Raw genomic sequence first — 15,841 nt, forward strand, 5'->3', positions numbered from 1 at the left:
GCGGAGACCGGCATTCAGTCAGTGCGTGGCGCCGGCGCCCAGCGCGATGTCGTGGCGGACCAGCATGGCGGCCCACAGGGCGGCATGGATGCCGCGCACCATCTCCCGCAGCGCCAGGTGGGGCGTGCCCTGGCCTGGCAGCCAGGGCACGTGCACGAAGCCGCCGCGGGTGCCCGGAAGGTCCGCGTCCTGCGCCTGCAGCATGTGCATCAGCCCGTACAGCACATGGTTGCAGACAAAGGTGCCCGCCGTCTGCGACACCTCGCAGGGCACCCCCGCGCGTTGCACGGCGCGCAGCATGGCCTTGACGGGCAGGCTCGCGAAGTAGGCGGCGGGGCCGCCGGGCACCACGGGCGTGTCGACGGGCTGGCGGCCGGCGTTGTCGGGAATGCGGGCATCGTTGATGTTGATGCCCACCCGTTCCAGCGACAGCGCGCCGCGCCCGCCCGCCTGGCCCAGGCAGACGATCAGCGCGGGCCGGTGGGCCTCGGCCAAGGCCCGCAACTGCTGCAGCGATTCCCCGAACACGGTCGGCAGTTGCGCGGCCACCACGCGGTGGCCGGCGATGTGCTGCCCGTGCAGGGCCTCGGCGATGAGCCAGCTGGGGTTCAGGGCGTCGCCCCCGAAAGGGTCGAACCCGGTGAGCAGGATCACCCCACCCGCGAGGGGGGCGTAGTGCGATGCGTCGTGGAGCATGGAGGGAGTGCGGGCGGGTTGTGGGCCAGGTCGATGGTGGAGCATGCCCGCGGGGCGCGGACAGGCAGGCCATCGTAATCTGCCCTTGGAGTTCCTGCCGGGCGCGTAATATGGCGGCAATGCCTTCCGCAGGGCGAGGGCGCTGGAGATACGGTATGAAATGGGAAGGCAATCGCGAATCGGACAACGTGGAGGACCGCCGCGGCGAAGGCGGCGGCGGATCGCCGGTTTTTGGCGGACGCAGCATCGGCATCGGCACCATCGTCATCGCCCTCGTGGGCGGCTGGGTGCTGGGCATCAACCCGCTGACCATCCTGGGGCTGCTCAGCGGTGGCGGCCCCCCCGCGCAGGTGCAGTCGCAGGGGCCCGCCCAGCGCCCGCCGGCGGATGACACCATGGCCCGTTTTGTCTCGACCGTGCTGGCCGATACCGAGGACGTGTGGAAGGCCGTGTTCCGCCAGGGCGGCGGCAGCTACCAGGAACCGCGCCTGGTGCTGTTTCGCGGAGCCACGCCCACGGCCTGCGGCACGGGCCAGGCGGCCATGGGGCCGTTCTATTGCCCGGCCGACCAGAAGGTCTACATCGATCTCGGTTTCTACGAGACCCTCAAGAGCCGCCTGGGCGCCCCGGGCGATTTCGCGCAGGCCTACGTGATCGCGCATGAGGTGGGCCACCACGTGCAGAACCAGCTGGGCATCAGCGGCAAGGTGGACCAGATGCGCGGGCGCGTGAGCAAGACGGAATACAACGCGCTGTCGGTGCGCCTGGAACTGCAGGCCGACTGCTTCGCGGGCGTGTGGGCCCACCATGCGCAGAACGCGCGCCAGATCCTGGAGCAGGGCGATGTGGAGGAGGCCATGAACGCGGCCGCCAAGATTGGCGACGATGCGCTGCAGCGCTCGAGCGGCGGCGCGGTGGTCCCCGAGAGCTTTACCCATGGCACCAGCGCCCAGCGCCAGCGCTGGTTCAACAACGGGCTCCAAAACGGCAGCGTCAAGGCCTGCGACACCTTCTCGGCCCGCAGCCTGTAGCGCGCTGGCCGCCGCGGCGGGTTGCACCCGGTGTCCGGCGGCCCGCAAGCCCTGAGAAAAAACACGGTTGCCATGTCCGCCACCGCCTTGTCTTCGACGGCTTCGACCCACGGTCCCTCCGGCGGCGCCAGCAGCGGGGTGGCCGGGCCCCTGCCGCAGCCGCCCTCCTCGGGGGTCGCGGCGGCATGGTCGGCCGCGGCGGTCACGGTGCCCCATGCGGTGGGGCTGGGCCTGCTGGCGTTCGCACCGCTGGCGGGCGACTACCCGCTGGCGGCACTGGCGCTGTGGTCCGCCGCGCTGCCGGGGCTGCTGCTCACGCTGGCCGCGCCGCGCGCCGGCGTGGTGTATGCGCCCACCACCGTGGTCGCGCTGCTGTTCGCGGCGGTGCTGGCCACCGCCCACGGCGCGGCCCCCGCGCTGGGCCTGAGCGCGCGCCAGGTGCTGGCCGTGAGCGGGGCGACGGTGGGGCTGGCCTTCGTGTTCCAGTGGCTGCTGGGTGTATTGCGGCTCGCTTCCGTGGCGCGGTTCCTGCCGATCTCGGTGACCCACGGCTTCGCCGCGGGGGTGGGCTTGTCCATGGTGGTGGGCCAGGTGCGCAATGGGTTTGGCGCGGGGCCCGACGCGCTGTGGGACGCGCGCACCGGCTGGCATGCGCTGGCGGCCGCGGCCGTGGTGGCCATCGCCTGGGCGCTGCGCCACCGCTGGCCCCGTTCGCCGGGCCTGCTGTCCGCGGTGGTCCTGGTCACGCTGGGGGTGGCGCTGGCCGGGCTGTGGGGCGGCGGCCTGGGGGCCGTGTTCGCACCCGCCGTGCAGCCCAGCAGCTTCGCCGGGCCGCTGTGGCCCGACTGGACGGGCATCCCCTGGATGGCGCTGGCCCAGCAGGAGGGCTCGGCGCTGGTCGTGCTGGCCTTGCTGATGGCCCTGGTCAACAGCCTGGAGATCCTGGTGTTCAACCAGGAGCTGGAACTGGAGCACGGGCTGCGCGGCAATGCCAACCTGGCCCTGCGCCGCGAGAGCCTGCTCGGAGCGCTGTGCGGCCTGGCCGGAATGATCCCCGCATCGACCAGCGCATCGCGTTCGCGCATCGTGCTGGCGCAGGCCGGGGCCTCGCGCGACGCGCCGCGGTGGCATGCGGCGATCATGCTGGGCGTGGCCGCCACGGGCGCATGGTGGCTGCACTGGGTGCCCATGGCCTGCCTGGCGGGAGGCCTGGTGCTGGCGGGGCTGCTGCAGGTGCCTGGCCTCATGTGGTCGCTGCGCTATGCGCGCAGCTCGCGCGTGACCTGGGCGCAGAGCTGGCTGGTGGCGCTGGTGTTCGCCGTCATGGGCGGCGTGGGCGCGCTGGTGGCGGGCCTGGTCGTGGCCACGTTCGTGCTGCTGCACGACTCGGCCGCCAAGGTGCTGCGGCATGTGCGGCTCGATGGCGAACTGCGCTCGCGCCGCCTGCGCCGGGCCGGGTCCGACACCTGGCTCGTTCCGCGCATGAACCAGATCGCCGTCTTTGAGCTGCAGGGAGTGATGTCGTTTGGCGTGGCCGCCCACCTGGCCGAGCAGGTGCGTTTGCTGCTGCAGCCGCGCCACCGGTGGGTGATTCTCGATGCGGGGCGCGTGCCCGCGTGGGACAGCACCGCGCTCGCGCAGCTGCGCGCCCTGGTGCGCGACCTGGGCCACCAGGGCATCGCGGCGGCCGTGGCGGCGCTGGACCCCCTGGCCGCCGAACAGGCCAGGGACCATGTGCGCTCCTTTTCCGATGTGGACCGGGCCCTGGAATGGGCGGAGGCCGGCATCCTGTCGCAGCGGCCCATCGAGCAGCGCCCGGCCCATCCCGCCCGGGACCTGCTGGGCGAGATCGGGGAAGGCGTGCCGCGCGCGGCGAGCGACGCCCTGCTGGCCTTGCTCGAGCGCGAGACGGTGCCGGCACGCGGCGTGGTCTTCAATGCGGGCGACACCGACCACGACCTGCTCGTGGTGCAGTCGGGCCACATCACCCTGGTCACGCAGTGGCCCCCGGAAAAGGGGCTGCGCCTGGCCACCGTCGGTCCGGGCATGGCATTTGGCGAGATGGCGTTCCTCAATGGGGCGGCCCGCAGCGCCAGCGCCGGGGCCGAGCGGGGCAGCGCACACCTGGTGCGCCTGTCCCGCGCGCATTTCGACGCGTGGGCCCGCCAGTACCCGGAGGCGGCGCTCACGGTGATGAATAACCTCGCCCAGATCGGGGCGAGGCGCCTGGCGGCCACCACCCGCCAGCTGCGGGCGGTGCTGGAGTAGTTTTCCGTCCAGATGGCATGCAGCGCTTGTCCCTTATGCGCTGGCAGCTATCAAAAACATAGTGAATGGCCGTCGTGCGTGCCCTGCACCACGGCTGCCGACGTGCCGCCAAAACGCTAAAAATGGCATTTTGGGCCACCGGTGCGACAATAGAGGGCTAAATGACAAGTTCCTTTTCCAATCTATCGCTGGCCGAGCCGCTGGCGCGCGCCGTGGCCGAAATGGGCTACGAGTCCATGACGCCTATCCAGGCGCAGGCCATTCCGGTGGTGCTCACCGGCCAGGACGTGATGGGCGCGGCCCAGACCGGCACCGGCAAGACGGCGGCGTTCTCGCTGCCCCTGCTGCAACGCCTGCTCAAGCACGAGAGCAGTTCCACCTCTCCCGCCCGCCACCCCGTGCGTGCGCTGGTGCTGCTGCCCACGCGGGAGCTGGCCGACCAGGTCGCCCAGCAGATCGCGCTGTACGCCAAGTACACCAAGCTGCGCAGCACCGTGGTGTTCGGCGGCATGGACATGAAGCCGCAGACCATCGAGCTCAAGAAGGGCGTCGAAGTGCTGGTGGCCACGCCGGGCCGACTGCTCGACCACATCGAGGCCAAGAACGCGGTGCTCAACCAGGTCGAGTACGTGGTGCTCGACGAGGCCGACCGCATGCTGGACATCGGTTTCCTGCCCGACCTGCAGCGCATCCTGTCCTACCTGCCCAAGCAGCGCACCACGCTCTTGTTCAGCGCCACGTTCTCGCCCGAGATCAAGCGCCTGGCCGGCAGCTACCTGCAGAACCCCGTCACCATCGAGGTGGCCCGCCCGAATGAGACGGCCTCCACGGTGGAGCAGCGCTTCTACAGCGCCAACGACGACGACAAGCGCCGCGCCATCCACCAGGTCCTCAAGACCCGGGGCTTGAAGCAGGCCTTCATCTTCGTGAACAGCAAGCTCGGCTGTGCCCGCCTGGCGCGCAGCCTGGAGCGCGAAGGCCTCAAGACGGCCGCGCTGCACGGCGACAAGAGCCAGGACGAGCGCCTGAAGGCCCTGGAAGCGTTCAAGAAGGGTGAAGTGGACCTGCTGGTGTGCACCGACGTGGCCGCCCGCGGCCTCGACATCAAGGACGTGCCGGCGGTGTTCAACTTCGACGTGCCGTTCAACGCCGAAGACTACGTGCACCGCATTGGCCGCACGGGCCGTGCGGGCGCCTCGGGCCTGGCGGTCACGCTGGTGTCGGGCAGCGATGCCCGCCTGGTGGCCGACATCGAGAAGCTGATCAAGAAAAAGATCGAACTCGAAGCCATCGAATACGAGGAAGACCAGCCGCGTGGCCGCATCAACGACGGCCGCCGCGCCTGGCGCGAAGCGGGCGAGACGGGCGACGGGCGCGATGCGATCTCGGCGGGCCCCCGCCGCGAGCGTGAACGTGAGCGCGACCACCGTGGCGGCCGCGAATCCCGCGAGACACGCGAGCAGCACCGGGGCTTCCGTCCTGCGGTCGCTTCGCGCGATCCCTTCTTCGAGAAACCGTACGAGGCCAGCACCGCCGCCGATGCGGCCCCTGCCTGGGAAGCCGCCAAGTCGGCGCCGCGCAGCAGCGTGTCGGCCAACATCAAGCCCAAGCGCAAGGTGGCCGCGCTGTTCAAGGCAGTTCAGCCGCAGACCGAGACGTCGGCACAATAATTGGGTGAAATTGGCCGCTGGCGCTTGATGAGCAAGCGCTGGATGCTCTATTTTTGATAGTGCATTGAGATCGTGGCTACGGCTGCGGTGGGCCTGCATGGACGGCGTGGTCCTGCCGCCTGCCCGGGGCCAATGACCGCAGCAGCGCCGCGTCGATGGCGCTGAACCCCAAGACCCGCCCACCACGCCGCTGCGCAAAGTGCTGCGCCGCGGCAGCGTCGGCAAAGGCCGGCAGGTTGCCCGCGCGCATGGGCCCTCGCGCGGAAGATCCATGGACATACAGCGCCTGCCGGGCATCCAGCCACGCGCCGGTGTCCGCATCGGTGACGTAGCGGGCCACGATGGCCTGCGCCGTGCGCCCACGCGCATAGTGGCCCACGTTGCCCAGGTACATCATCAGGCTCAGGGGCGAATCCAGGAACTGGGCGTCCCCGTCCGCAAAAATGACCTGCGCCGCCCAGTCGCGCGCGCGGGCCGGGAACATGCCGCACACGGGGCAGCGTGCCTCGGGGGGCACTTCGCGAGCGGCCTGCGGCGGCTGGCCCAGCGCGGGGTCGTACGGCGTCGTCGGGGCCACCACGCACACATCGTCGCCCACCATCGCGGCATCGGCGGCTGCCGCCGGGGCGCGGCGCCACCTCGGGGGCCATTGCCAGGCCCCCAGGCTGGCGGTGCCCAGCAGCACCGCCGCCAGCGCCATGCGCCGCGTGGGCGCGCGGGACGGGGCGCGGGCCGAGGGGGCCGGCCGTGGGGGCATGGGGGGCTGCATCGCCTACATCCGCGTGTCGTGCAGTGCCCCGCCGCTCAGGTCCACCATGGCGGGCGTGATCTCGGCAAAGCGCAGCACCTTGCCGCCGTATTCGGCGGCGAACTTCTTCGCGTCGGCCTCTTGCGCGAAGCTGCCGATGGTGGGGCCCATGGAGCCGTGGCGCTTGCCGCCCACCACGTAGAGGGCGGTCTTGCCGTCGATCCAGTGGCCCTGCGGGGCATTCCAGTCGGCCTGGCCCATGTCCTGCACATACACGGCCTGCACGGCGCGCACCTGCTCGCCGGCCAGCAGGGTGCTGAAAAGCTCCACCGTGTCGCAAAAGAACGAGGGCCTGTCCTGCCCCGCGAAACGCACCTGCGCCTTGGGGCCAGGGTAGTCGGCGAGCAGCATGCCGTCGAGTTCGCAGCTGGTGGTGCGGTCGATCTCCACGGGCTGCAGGGACTGCGCGCTGTTGTCCGCCTGGCTGCAGCCGGTCAGGCCCGCGAGGCCGGTGAGCGTGCCCAGCGATGCGAGGGCCGCCCAGCCCAGCAGTTGGCGCCGCGTGGCGCAGGCGCATTGATATTGGTTGTGGGTTTTTTTCGTCATGGCTTGAATCTCCAGCTCGCCAGGCCCAGCGGCACCACGATCCAGCCCGCCATCACCGCGCCCATCAGCCATGGCTTGGCCAGGGCGGGGGGCACGATGCTGGTCAGGCCGTACAGGGTGCGCACGTCGTCGAGCGAGAACACGTTGAGGATGCGGAAAACGTCGGCCGGGTTGAGCAGCAGCAGGTAGGCCATGGCCTCGCCGCCGACGCTGCCGCCCGTGGCCACCAGGGCGCCCAGCAGCAGCAGGTCGAACACCAGCACAAAAAAGAACCAGGCGGCAATCGCCAGGCCCGAGGCGCGTGTGCGCTCGTGCGTGAGCACCGAGAGCAGCACCGCCATGCTCAGGAACGCCAGCCCCAGCAGCACCGAGCTGATCATGAAGCCGCCGTAGTGGAACAGCGCAGCCCCGCTGAACTGCCGCACCAGCAGCACCGCCACCAGACCGAACCCCGCCAGCGTCGAGAGCGTGAGCGCCGCCGCCAGCCCCAGGTACTTGCCCAGCAGCAGCTCCAGCCGCGTGATGGGCAATGACAGCAGCAGGTCGAGCGAGCCGCGCTCGCGCTCGCCCACGATGGCGTCGAAGCCCAGCAGCAGCGCGATCAGCGGGATGAGGTAGATGACCAGGCTGACCAGGCTGGCGATGGTGAATTCGATGGAACGAAAGCCCACCGTGCCCTGCTGCGCGCCGCCAAAGTAGGCGATGGCCAGCGAGAACACGGTGAACACCAGTGCCACGGCCAGCACCCAGCGGTTGCGCATGCGGTCGCGGAACTCTTTGCCCGCGATGGTGAAGATTTGTTGGAATTCCATGGCTAGCCCTTGCGCAGGTCGAAGTACACATCCTCCAGCGAGGGCTCCTGGATCTGCAGGTCCTGCAGCGCGGCGCCCAGCGGGGCCAGCGCACCCAGCACGGCCATCTTGCTGCCGCGCGGGCAGTCCACGTGCAGGCCTTCCGGCGTTTCCGTCCCGGTGACGCCGGGCACGGCAGCGAGCAGTCCCAGCGCGGCAGGCCGGTCGGCCGCGGCCAGCGTGAGGTGGATGGTCAGCGGCATGTGCGCCTGCTCGCGCAGCGCCTGCACGCTGCCCAGGGCCTGCAGCTTGCCGGAGGCCAGGATGGCCAGGCGGTCCACGCGCTCCTGCAGTTCGGCCAGGATGTGCGAGGTGATGACGATGGTCACGCCACCCGCCTGCAGCCCGCGCAGCGTGGCGTAGAAGTCGCGGATGGCCTGCGGGTCCAGGCCGTTGGTGGGCTCGTCGAGCAGCAGCACCCGGGGCTCGCCCAGCAGGGCCTGTGCAAACCCCAGGCGCTGGCGCATGCCCTTGGAGTATTCGCGCACGGCGCGGTTGCCCGCGTGGGCCAGGCCCACGCGTTCCAGCAGCGCGGGGCATTGCGTGAGGGGCGCACCCTTGAGGCGGGCGAAGAAACGCAGCGTTTCCAGCCCGTTCAGGTTGTCGTAGAGCACCACGTTCTCGGGCAGGTAGCCCAGGTGGCGGCGGGCGGCGCGAAAGTCGCGGCCCTGCACCGTGGCGCCGCCCACCCGGATCTCGCCCGAGGTGGCGGGCGTGAGGCCCAGGATCATCTTGAACAGCGTGCTCTTGCCCGCGCCGTTGTGGCCGATGAGGCCAAAGATCTCGCCGCGCGCGATGCGCAGGTCGATGCCGTCCACGGCGTGCAGTGCGCCGTAATGCTTGTGCGCGCCCCGCACCTCGATGGCGGGGGGCTCGCTCAGGTCAATGGGGGGAGGGTTGCGTGTCACGCTGAAAATTCCGTTGGGGTTGGTTCGGTTGCATGCGGGGTTTTGGGTCCACCACGGTGGGCACGCGCAGCACCGGAAACTGCTGGCCCACCAGGCGCAGCGCCTGCACGGCAGGGCTGGCCAGCAGCAGCTTGATGGCGGGGTGGCGCCAGGTCAGGCGGTCCACCATGTCGTTGGCCTCGTAGGGCACGTCGCCCACGCCGTTGCCGTCGCGGTCCCAGCCCAGGTAGTTGCTCCAGTGGTTGCCGCCCTCGGTGCCCCAGCGCTCGTCGCGGGCGCCCACATAGCGCACCTGCTCGCGGTTGCCGATGAAGTCGTTGCCTTCGACCTTGTTGTTTTTGGAGCCGGCCGACAGGTGCACGCCCACCGTGTTGCGGGTCACCAGGTTGCCGCGCAGGGTGATGTACTCCACGTCGTAGATGAAGAAGCCTCGGGCGTTTTCGGCCACCACGTTGTTCTCGATCACCGAGTCCTGCAGGGTGCGCAGCATGATGCCGTGGTCGCTGTTGCCCCAGGCGCGGTTGTTGCGCACCACCTGGTCGCGCACCTCCATCAGCGCCAGGCCGCCACGGTTGAGGTAGGTATCGTTGTCCTCCCACAGGTTGTAGTAGGAGTTCATGTAGTGCGTGCCGTAGCGGCTGTGGTGCAGCCGGTTGCCGCGAAACACCGCGTGGTGCGACACGTCCACATACAGCGCGTCGCGCACAAAGCTGATGTGATTGCCCTCGATGCGTGCGCCCGTGGTGTTGTACAGCTGTACGCCGTTGCCGCGCTGCGACGAGTTCACATCGCGCAGGCCGGTGATGGTGTTGTGCAGCACCTGTACATCGTTGGCCTTCTCGATCCACAGGCCGAACAGGTTGTAGGTGAGGTCGTTGTGGCGCACCACGGCGCGGTGTGCACCGGGGTAGATGTAGATGCCCGCGTTCTGGTCCTTGAGGCTGGTGCCCGAGTCGCGCACGATCAGGCCTTCGATCACCACGTCAGGTGCGGTGACGCGGATGGTGTCGCCCGCCTGCCCGCCGGTGAGCGTGGGGCGGTCGATGCCGCGCAGGGTCAGGGCCTTGTCGATGCGCAGGTTCACGTGGTAGAAGCCCCGCTGCACCTCCACCGTGTCGCCTGGCGCCGCAGCCATGATGGCGGCCTGCAGGTCCTGGCCGGGGCGCACCAACACGGTGGCAGCGTGGGCGGGCAGGGCCAGCAGACACGCAGCCAGCGCCACGCATGCGGTGAATGCGGTTGCGGCAAGGGAGGGCTTCATCACGCCAATCCCACCACGGCCTTGATGGCCAGGAAGAGTGCTGCGCCGATCAGCAGGTTCTTGAAGCCCACATAGCTCAGCATGTCCATCACGCCCGCCCGGCGGTACTGGCCCTGCCACCAGGGGCCGTCCTTCACATAGCGCTTGCCCGACAGGCGGATCAGCACCTCGTACACGCTCCAGCCAAACCACCAGCCGATGATGGCGCCCGACGACAACGTGCCCAGGGCGGTCATCACCCAGGCCACGCTGGCGGCCACGGCCAGCGAGAAGCCCGCGATCTGCAGGCCACGGCCTGATGCCCAGCCTTCGCGGCTCCAGGGCCACAGGTGGTCCACCAGCTCCAGCCAGATCCAGCGCAGGCCTTGGCTTCCAGCCTTGTGGGCGGGGTGTGCAGGCGTTGTGGGCATGCGCGGGTCGGGCCCCTTGGCGGCCTTGGCCGAGATCTGGTCCTGCACCGTGGCGGGGTGGATCGGGATGAAATAGCCGTTCTTGCCGATGGGCGTGATTTCCAGGCCGTCCTTTTCGCGGCGTTTGCGCTCCTTGGCCAGGGGCGGGCAGCCCTTGGTGTCGGTGTAGAGAATCATGCAGTCGAGGCAGTGCAGGCATTCGCGGTGGTCGATGCGGCCATCGGCGTCGATGGCCTGGGCGCCGCAGCCCACGGCGCAGGCCTTGCAGCTGTTGCAGTCCTGCTTGCGCTTGAGGCCAAACCAGCGGAACGTGCTGGGCATGGCCAGCGAGGCGCCCAGTGGGCAGATGTATTTGCAGTAGGGCCGCTCGATGAAGATCGAAACGCCCAGGATGGCCGCCACAAACAGGCTGTAGGGCCAGGCGCGGTTCAGCACACCGACGAGGAAGGTGGTCTTGAACGGCTCCACCTCGGCCAGCTTTTCGGCCAGTCCCATCGAGAACATCGAAACCACTAGCAACCCGAAGAACACCGCGTACTTGATCCACTTGAGCCGGTCGTGCCACTTTTGCGGCAGCTGGGTCTGAAAGCGCTTGAGGCCCACCGCGCGCGCGATCTTGTAGATGCCCTCCTGCAGCGAGCCAAACGGGCACATCCAGCCGCAGAACAACCCGCGCCCGAACAGGAACACCGTGACGATGATGAAGATCCAGAACAGGAAGATGAACGGGTCGGACAGGAACAGCGACCAGGTCCACTGGAACAGCAGCGAATGGAACCAGGTCAGCACCTGCGTGATGGAGGGCTGCGCCATGGCGCCAAAGCCGATCCAGCCAATGCTGAGGGCCCAGAAGCTGTACTTGAAGGCGTTGACGGGCCACTTGTTCTTGTGGGTGGACAGGCGCGTGAGCTTCTCGCGCAGGGCATACACCACGGTGACGGCGACCAGCAGCACGGCGAACAGCGCGATCTCGACCGCGCGCGACTTCCACACGCGCACCCAGGGGGCGTCGGGCTCGTCGAGGGTGGGGCGCCCGCCTTGCAGCGTGGCGGCGGGCAGCCAGTAGGGCGTGTCGAAGCTGGTGAAGCTGCGCGCGCCCGTGGCACGGTCCACGCGGTTGCCCAGAAAGCTCAGCTTCCACGGATAGGCGGCCGAGAACGCGGGTGAGCGGATGATGAAGATGACCGACTCGTTGTAGCTGGGCGCGCCTGCGGCCTCGATGCCGTACAGGTTGAGCGCATCCAGATCGCGGAAGGTGAACGAATCCGCCCCCTGGCGCACCTGCACGCGGTCGTAGATGCCGCCGCGCACGAAGCCCGAGCCCTTGAACGATTCCTTGCCGCCGGTGCGGATGATGAAGAAGGCGTGTTCGCCCTCCTTGAGCTGCAGGCGCAGGTTGTTCCAGCCGTTCTCGCCCAGCAGGCTCCTGCCCAGGTCGGGGTGGTTCAGGTCGCCAAACCACAGCTCGATGAACGGGTCGGGGCCCTTGTCCAGCCCCACCTGTTCGGGCGCCACCCGCAGGCGCTGTACGGTGCGTTGCTGCACCAGCTCGGCCCAGCTCAGGCGCTTGCCGGTTTCCGCATAGCGGGCCGGCTCGCGCACCGTGGGCGCGAGGATGCCCACCTGCCGCGCCACGGCCGAGCCCGAGGCCATCATGACCTGGTTCTGTGCGATCACGGTGACGGTGGCGCCGGAGATGGCGTCGAGGCCCAGCACGTTTTCATCGGGGCGCGACTGGCCCACCTCGATCTTGTCGGCCACCGACTTGCCCAGGTACTGGGCGTTGAACTTGAGCAGCGCGGATTCCGGAATGCCCAGCAGCAGGATGGGCTCGGAATGCTTGAGCACCTTCACGCCCACGAAGCGGCCCTCCTTGTCCATGCCGATCAGCGTGACCACGGGCTTGCCCGAGTAGGCGGGGGTGTCCGTGATGTCGGTGGACAGCATCACATAGCCCAGCAGCTTTTTCTGGGCACTGTTGTTGTCGTAGGCCTCCACATAGGGCGGCTGGCCCTTGCGTTCAGAAAAATGACTGGCGCCGGGAAACACGTCCTTGCACGGCACCAGCGCGCACATGTCGCGCGCGGTAGCGAGTTCCGCAGGCAGCTCGGCCTCGTAGGCGCCTGCCGCAGCATGCGCGCGCGGCGCCAGCCAAAGTGCTGCCAACAAGACCAGAAGAAGCGTGGCGAACTGCCGACGAAGGGAAATCATGGGACTATCTTTTTGATAGCTGCTAGCGCTTATTGATAAAGCGATAGAGCAACATTTGGCATAAAAATGGGGCGCCATCGACGCAACTGGCGCGCCCCCAGACCAGGGATGCAGAGCAAGGGCCGCCCCGCAGCGAGTGCATCGTCCCCCTTCCCGGAGCGCGAAGCGCGCAGAGAGAAGGGGGAAGGCGCGCAGCGCCTCAGGGGGATGCTCCGAATCAAGCTTCCACAATCATCCGCGTGCGCATCTCCAGGTGGAGTGCATGGCAGAAGTGCGTGCAGTAGCACCAGAACACACCGGGCTTGTCGGCCACGAAGGACACGGACGCGGTCTCCAGCGGATTCACGATGAAGTTCACGTTGTAGTTCGGGATCGCGAAGCCGTGCGTCAGGTCTTCGATCTTGTCCAGGTTGGTCAGGATCAGCGTGACCTCGTCACCCTTCTTGAGCTTGAACTCGCGCAGGCTGAAGGCCGGGGCTTGCGAAGTCATCTTCACGGTGACCTTCTTGCCGTTGCGGAACACGCCGGACTCCTTGGGGTCCTTGACGGCCAGCGGGAACTCGTCGAGCGTGTAGACCTGCTTGGGGCGTACCAGGTCGCGCTTGAAGATGATGAAGTCATGCGGCTCGCCGCGCACGGGGTGGTCGGCCATCAGCACCATTTTCTCGCCCGAGATGTCGATGAGCTGCTCGTTCTCGGGGTGCAGCGGGCCCACGGGCAGGAAGCGGTCCTTGGAGAACTTGCAGCCCACGGCCAGGAACTTGCCGTCGGCGGCCTTGGTCTCGGACTGCGAGGCGTTCAAGTGGCCCGGCTGGTATTGCACATCGAGGCGGTCCACCACGTACTTGGCGGTCTTGTCGCCCGCGTGGAACTTGATGGCGGCCTCCACGTTCCACTTTACGACCTGGCTGTCCAGGAAGAGCGTGGTGTAGGCATTGCCACGGCCGTCGAAGGCGGTGTGCAGCGGACCCAGGCCCAGCTCCACCTCGGCCACGATGGCGGAGTCCAGCTTTTCGAGCTTGCCGTCGAAGTAGTCCAGCACCTTGGCCAGCTCGATCACGGTGCCGGTGGGCGAGAGCTTGCCGGCGCAGATGAAGTACTTGCCATCGGGGCTGGCGTTCACGCCGTGCGGGTTCTTGGGCACCGACACGTACGCGGTGAGCGCCGTCTTGGGGTCCTTGTTCGCCTCGTGGGTGCCGTCCACCACGGGCACCTTGCTGGTGCCGATGGTCTTGAACTTGCCAGCCTTCACGGCGGCCTCGATGCGGCCCACGTTGAAGAACAGGCAGGCGTCGCGTTCGGCGGCCATCATGTCCTCGTACTTCGCGCCCATCTCCACGTTGTACTGGTTGGTGGCCGCGAGCTTGCCGTCGTACGACGTGGCGACCAGGTCGCAGTTGCCGTCGATCAGCACTTGCCAGCGCACTTCCATCGTTTCTGCATCGACGCAGCTGAACATGGAGCGGTACTTGCTCGAATCTTCCGTGCCGGTGTTGGGCATGGGAATGGCGAATTCACCGCCGCAGAACACGCGCGTGGTGTAGTTGATGGCCGGGTCCACCGGGTCGGCCTTGTCCGGGAAGATGCCGTGGAAGCCCTGCACGTTGGGCAGCTCGGTGATCTTGTCGCAGATGAAATAGTCAAGGCGGATGCGCGCGATGCGGCTGTTGATCTTGTCGTTGATCCAGGCGTAGCGGCCGTCGTAGTTGCCGTCCTTGTACGAGGCGTGCGTGTGGTGGGTGTCGGCCACCGTGTACTTCAGGCTGCCATCGGGCTTGGTGCCCATGATCTTCTTGCTCTCGTTGGTCACGCCCCAGCCCACGAGCGCGTCGGGCACGAAACAGGGGATGCGTGTGATCTCGCGGCCCGAGGGCAGGCCCAGCACGCGCATGTCGCCGGTGTGGCCACCGCTCCACAGGCCGTAGTACGTGTCCAGCTCGCCGGGCTTGAGGTGCGGGTTCGCGCCGGTGCCGGCATGGCCTGCCGCGGACGCGGCCGGAGCGGGTGCCGCGGGGGTGGCCGCATTGGGCTTTTCGGTGCAGGCGGCGACGCCGGCGGTCAATCCGACCAGGGCCGCCGTGTTGATGAAGCTGCGTCGGCCCATGCCGGCGGCGGGTTGCGGACTGTCTTTTCTCTCGTTCATGGTTTTTCCTCTTTTGGGATGGCTCAGTTGAAAAAGGGGGGCGCCCGGGCGGGCGGGTGGGTCCGTGCGCTGGCGGCCATGCAGCGGCGCAGGGGCGCGCGGGGCGTGCCATCGGGCGGGGCCGTGAAGGCCTGTGCGGCGGCGGGTGCCACGGGCGGCGCGTCGGCGGCCAGGCACAGCGGGCATTGCATGCCGGCGGAGTCGGTGGAGACCAGCCCGTCGGCGGTCCGCAGGAAAAGCTGGGCGCCGCCACTGCCCGCGCAGATGAGTTCGACGGCCTGTGGCTGCAGCATGGGCGAGGCCACCGCGGCACCGAGCGCCATGACGAACCACGCCAGCACCCACAGGCGCAGTGATCGGAGGGCGTGGTGATCTTGCATGGCCTGGATAATAGATTCACATAATATGAATCAATTTGATCTGGATCATGCTTCGGCGGGGCCCGCACCTGCCCAAAACTGCCTCTTGCACCTACAGTCAATACGCCAGCCTGAAGAGGGCCCGGGCATGGCCCGCAGGGCTGCTTTCAGGTTGCACCGTGGACGCGTTTCGCGCGGGGCCACGGGCTCTTTGGACTGGTTGTTTCAATGACGAAGAACAGGATGTATGCGATGCAAAAGAAAACCGTGATGGTCGCCGTGGCGATCCTGGCTGCGCTGCTGGCCGGCTGTGGCGACAAGAAGCCGGAGCCCGCCCCGGCCGCGGCCCCCGCTGCCACGGCGGCACCGGCCCCCGCGCCCGCGGCGGCCCCTGCCGCCCCGGCCGCCGCAGAGAACGAACTGGGCAAGAGCGTGTTTGGCAAGACCTGCGCCATGTGCCATGCCGCTGGCGTGGCCGGTGCCCCCAAGCCGGGCGACAAGGCCGACTGGGGTCCGCGCATCGCCCAGGGCAAGGACACGCTGTACAAGCATGCGATCGAGGGCTTTACCGGGGCCAAGGGCATGATGCCCGCCAAGGGGGGCTCCGCCAACCTGACCGATGCCGAGGTCAAGGCCGCCGTGGACTTCATGGCCGACAAGTCGCTCTGACCGGAGGCGC

The 15,841-nt window shown here is 68.4% G+C and carries 13 protein-coding genes; 4 read left to right on the top strand and 9 right to left on the bottom strand.

Features of this window, described 5'->3' with window-relative positions:
- Nucleotides 1–18: 18 nt before the first annotated feature.
- The gene (gene pcp, locus AC3RCE_RS06575) at nt 19–696 is read right to left on the bottom strand and encodes a pyroglutamyl-peptidase I (RefSeq protein ID WP_218341447.1); all 678 of its coding nucleotides are present in this window, start codon (nt 694–696) and stop codon (nt 19–21) included.
- Nucleotides 697–851: 155 nt separating this feature from the next.
- On the opposite strand from pcp, the gene ypfJ reads away from it, so the two are divergent.
- The 3 genes from ypfJ (at nt 852) to AC3RCE_RS06590 (ending at nt 5,665) form a co-directional block, all read left to right on the top strand.
- Entirely contained in the window at nt 852–1,727 is an 876-nt protein-coding gene (ypfJ, locus tag AC3RCE_RS06580; protein WP_218293637.1) for a KPN_02809 family neutral zinc metallopeptidase, read from the top strand.
- Between the two features lie 72 nt (nt 1,728–1,799).
- On the top strand, nt 1,800–3,995 hold the full coding sequence (locus AC3RCE_RS06585; protein ID WP_255591720.1) for a SulP family inorganic anion transporter: 2,196 nt from the start codon (nt 1,800–1,802) through the stop codon (nt 3,993–3,995).
- 161 nt (nt 3,996–4,156) lie between these two features.
- Nucleotides 4,157–5,665 (top strand): DEAD/DEAH box helicase, encoded by a 1,509-nt coding sequence (locus AC3RCE_RS06590; RefSeq protein WP_218293638.1) that lies wholly within the window; start codon nt 4,157–4,159, stop codon nt 5,663–5,665.
- Nucleotides 5,666–5,741: 76 nt separating this feature from the next.
- Here AC3RCE_RS06590 and AC3RCE_RS06595 read toward each other — a convergent pair whose 3' ends face one another.
- From AC3RCE_RS06595 to AC3RCE_RS06630, 8 genes are all read right to left on the bottom strand, one after another.
- Complete coding sequence (locus tag AC3RCE_RS06595) at nt 5,742–6,365, bottom strand: nitrous oxide reductase accessory protein NosL (protein WP_492255361.1); 624 nt, start codon at nt 6,363–6,365, stop codon at nt 5,742–5,744.
- 72 nt (nt 6,366–6,437) lie between these two features.
- Nucleotides 6,438–7,019: a nitrous oxide reductase accessory protein NosL gene (locus AC3RCE_RS06600; RefSeq protein ID WP_492254763.1), complete on the bottom strand. Its 582-nt coding sequence runs from the start codon at nt 7,017–7,019 to the stop codon at nt 6,438–6,440.
- Nucleotides 7,016–7,831: an ABC transporter permease gene (locus tag AC3RCE_RS06605; protein WP_010461614.1), complete on the bottom strand. Its 816-nt coding sequence runs from the start codon at nt 7,829–7,831 to the stop codon at nt 7,016–7,018. The genes AC3RCE_RS06600 and AC3RCE_RS06605 overlap by 4 nt, the downstream gene beginning before the upstream one ends.
- 2 nt (nt 7,832–7,833) lie before the next feature.
- Nucleotides 7,834–8,778, bottom strand: coding sequence for an ABC transporter ATP-binding protein (locus AC3RCE_RS06610; RefSeq protein ID WP_492254764.1), 945 nt, complete (start codon nt 8,776–8,778; stop codon nt 7,834–7,836).
- The gene (locus tag AC3RCE_RS06615; RefSeq protein ID WP_492254765.1) at nt 8,753–10,039 is read right to left on the bottom strand and encodes a nitrous oxide reductase family maturation protein NosD; all 1,287 of its coding nucleotides are present in this window, start codon (nt 10,037–10,039) and stop codon (nt 8,753–8,755) included. Before AC3RCE_RS06615 ends, AC3RCE_RS06610 begins: the two co-directional genes overlap by 26 nt.
- Nucleotides 10,039–12,660 (bottom strand): 4Fe-4S binding protein, encoded by a 2,622-nt coding sequence (locus AC3RCE_RS06620; protein WP_492254766.1) that lies wholly within the window; start codon nt 12,658–12,660, stop codon nt 10,039–10,041. Before AC3RCE_RS06620 ends, AC3RCE_RS06615 begins: the two co-directional genes overlap by 1 nt.
- 217 nt (nt 12,661–12,877) lie before the next feature.
- Entirely contained in the window at nt 12,878–14,803 is a 1,926-nt protein-coding gene (gene nosZ / locus AC3RCE_RS06625) for a TAT-dependent nitrous-oxide reductase (RefSeq protein ID WP_218341441.1), read from the bottom strand.
- Nucleotides 14,804–14,826: 23 nt separating this feature from the next.
- Nucleotides 14,827–15,183: a hypothetical protein gene (locus AC3RCE_RS06630; protein ID WP_218293644.1), complete on the bottom strand. Its 357-nt coding sequence runs from the start codon at nt 15,181–15,183 to the stop codon at nt 14,827–14,829.
- Nucleotides 15,184–15,414: 231 nt separating this feature from the next.
- Here AC3RCE_RS06630 and AC3RCE_RS06635 point away from each other — a divergent pair, with 231 nt between their 5' ends.
- Nucleotides 15,415–15,831 (top strand): c-type cytochrome, encoded by a 417-nt coding sequence (locus AC3RCE_RS06635; protein ID WP_218293645.1) that lies wholly within the window; start codon nt 15,415–15,417, stop codon nt 15,829–15,831.
- Nucleotides 15,832–15,841: the final 10 nt, after the last annotated feature.

Source organism: Acidovorax sp. GW823-FHT05D11 (genome assembly GCF_058795695.1).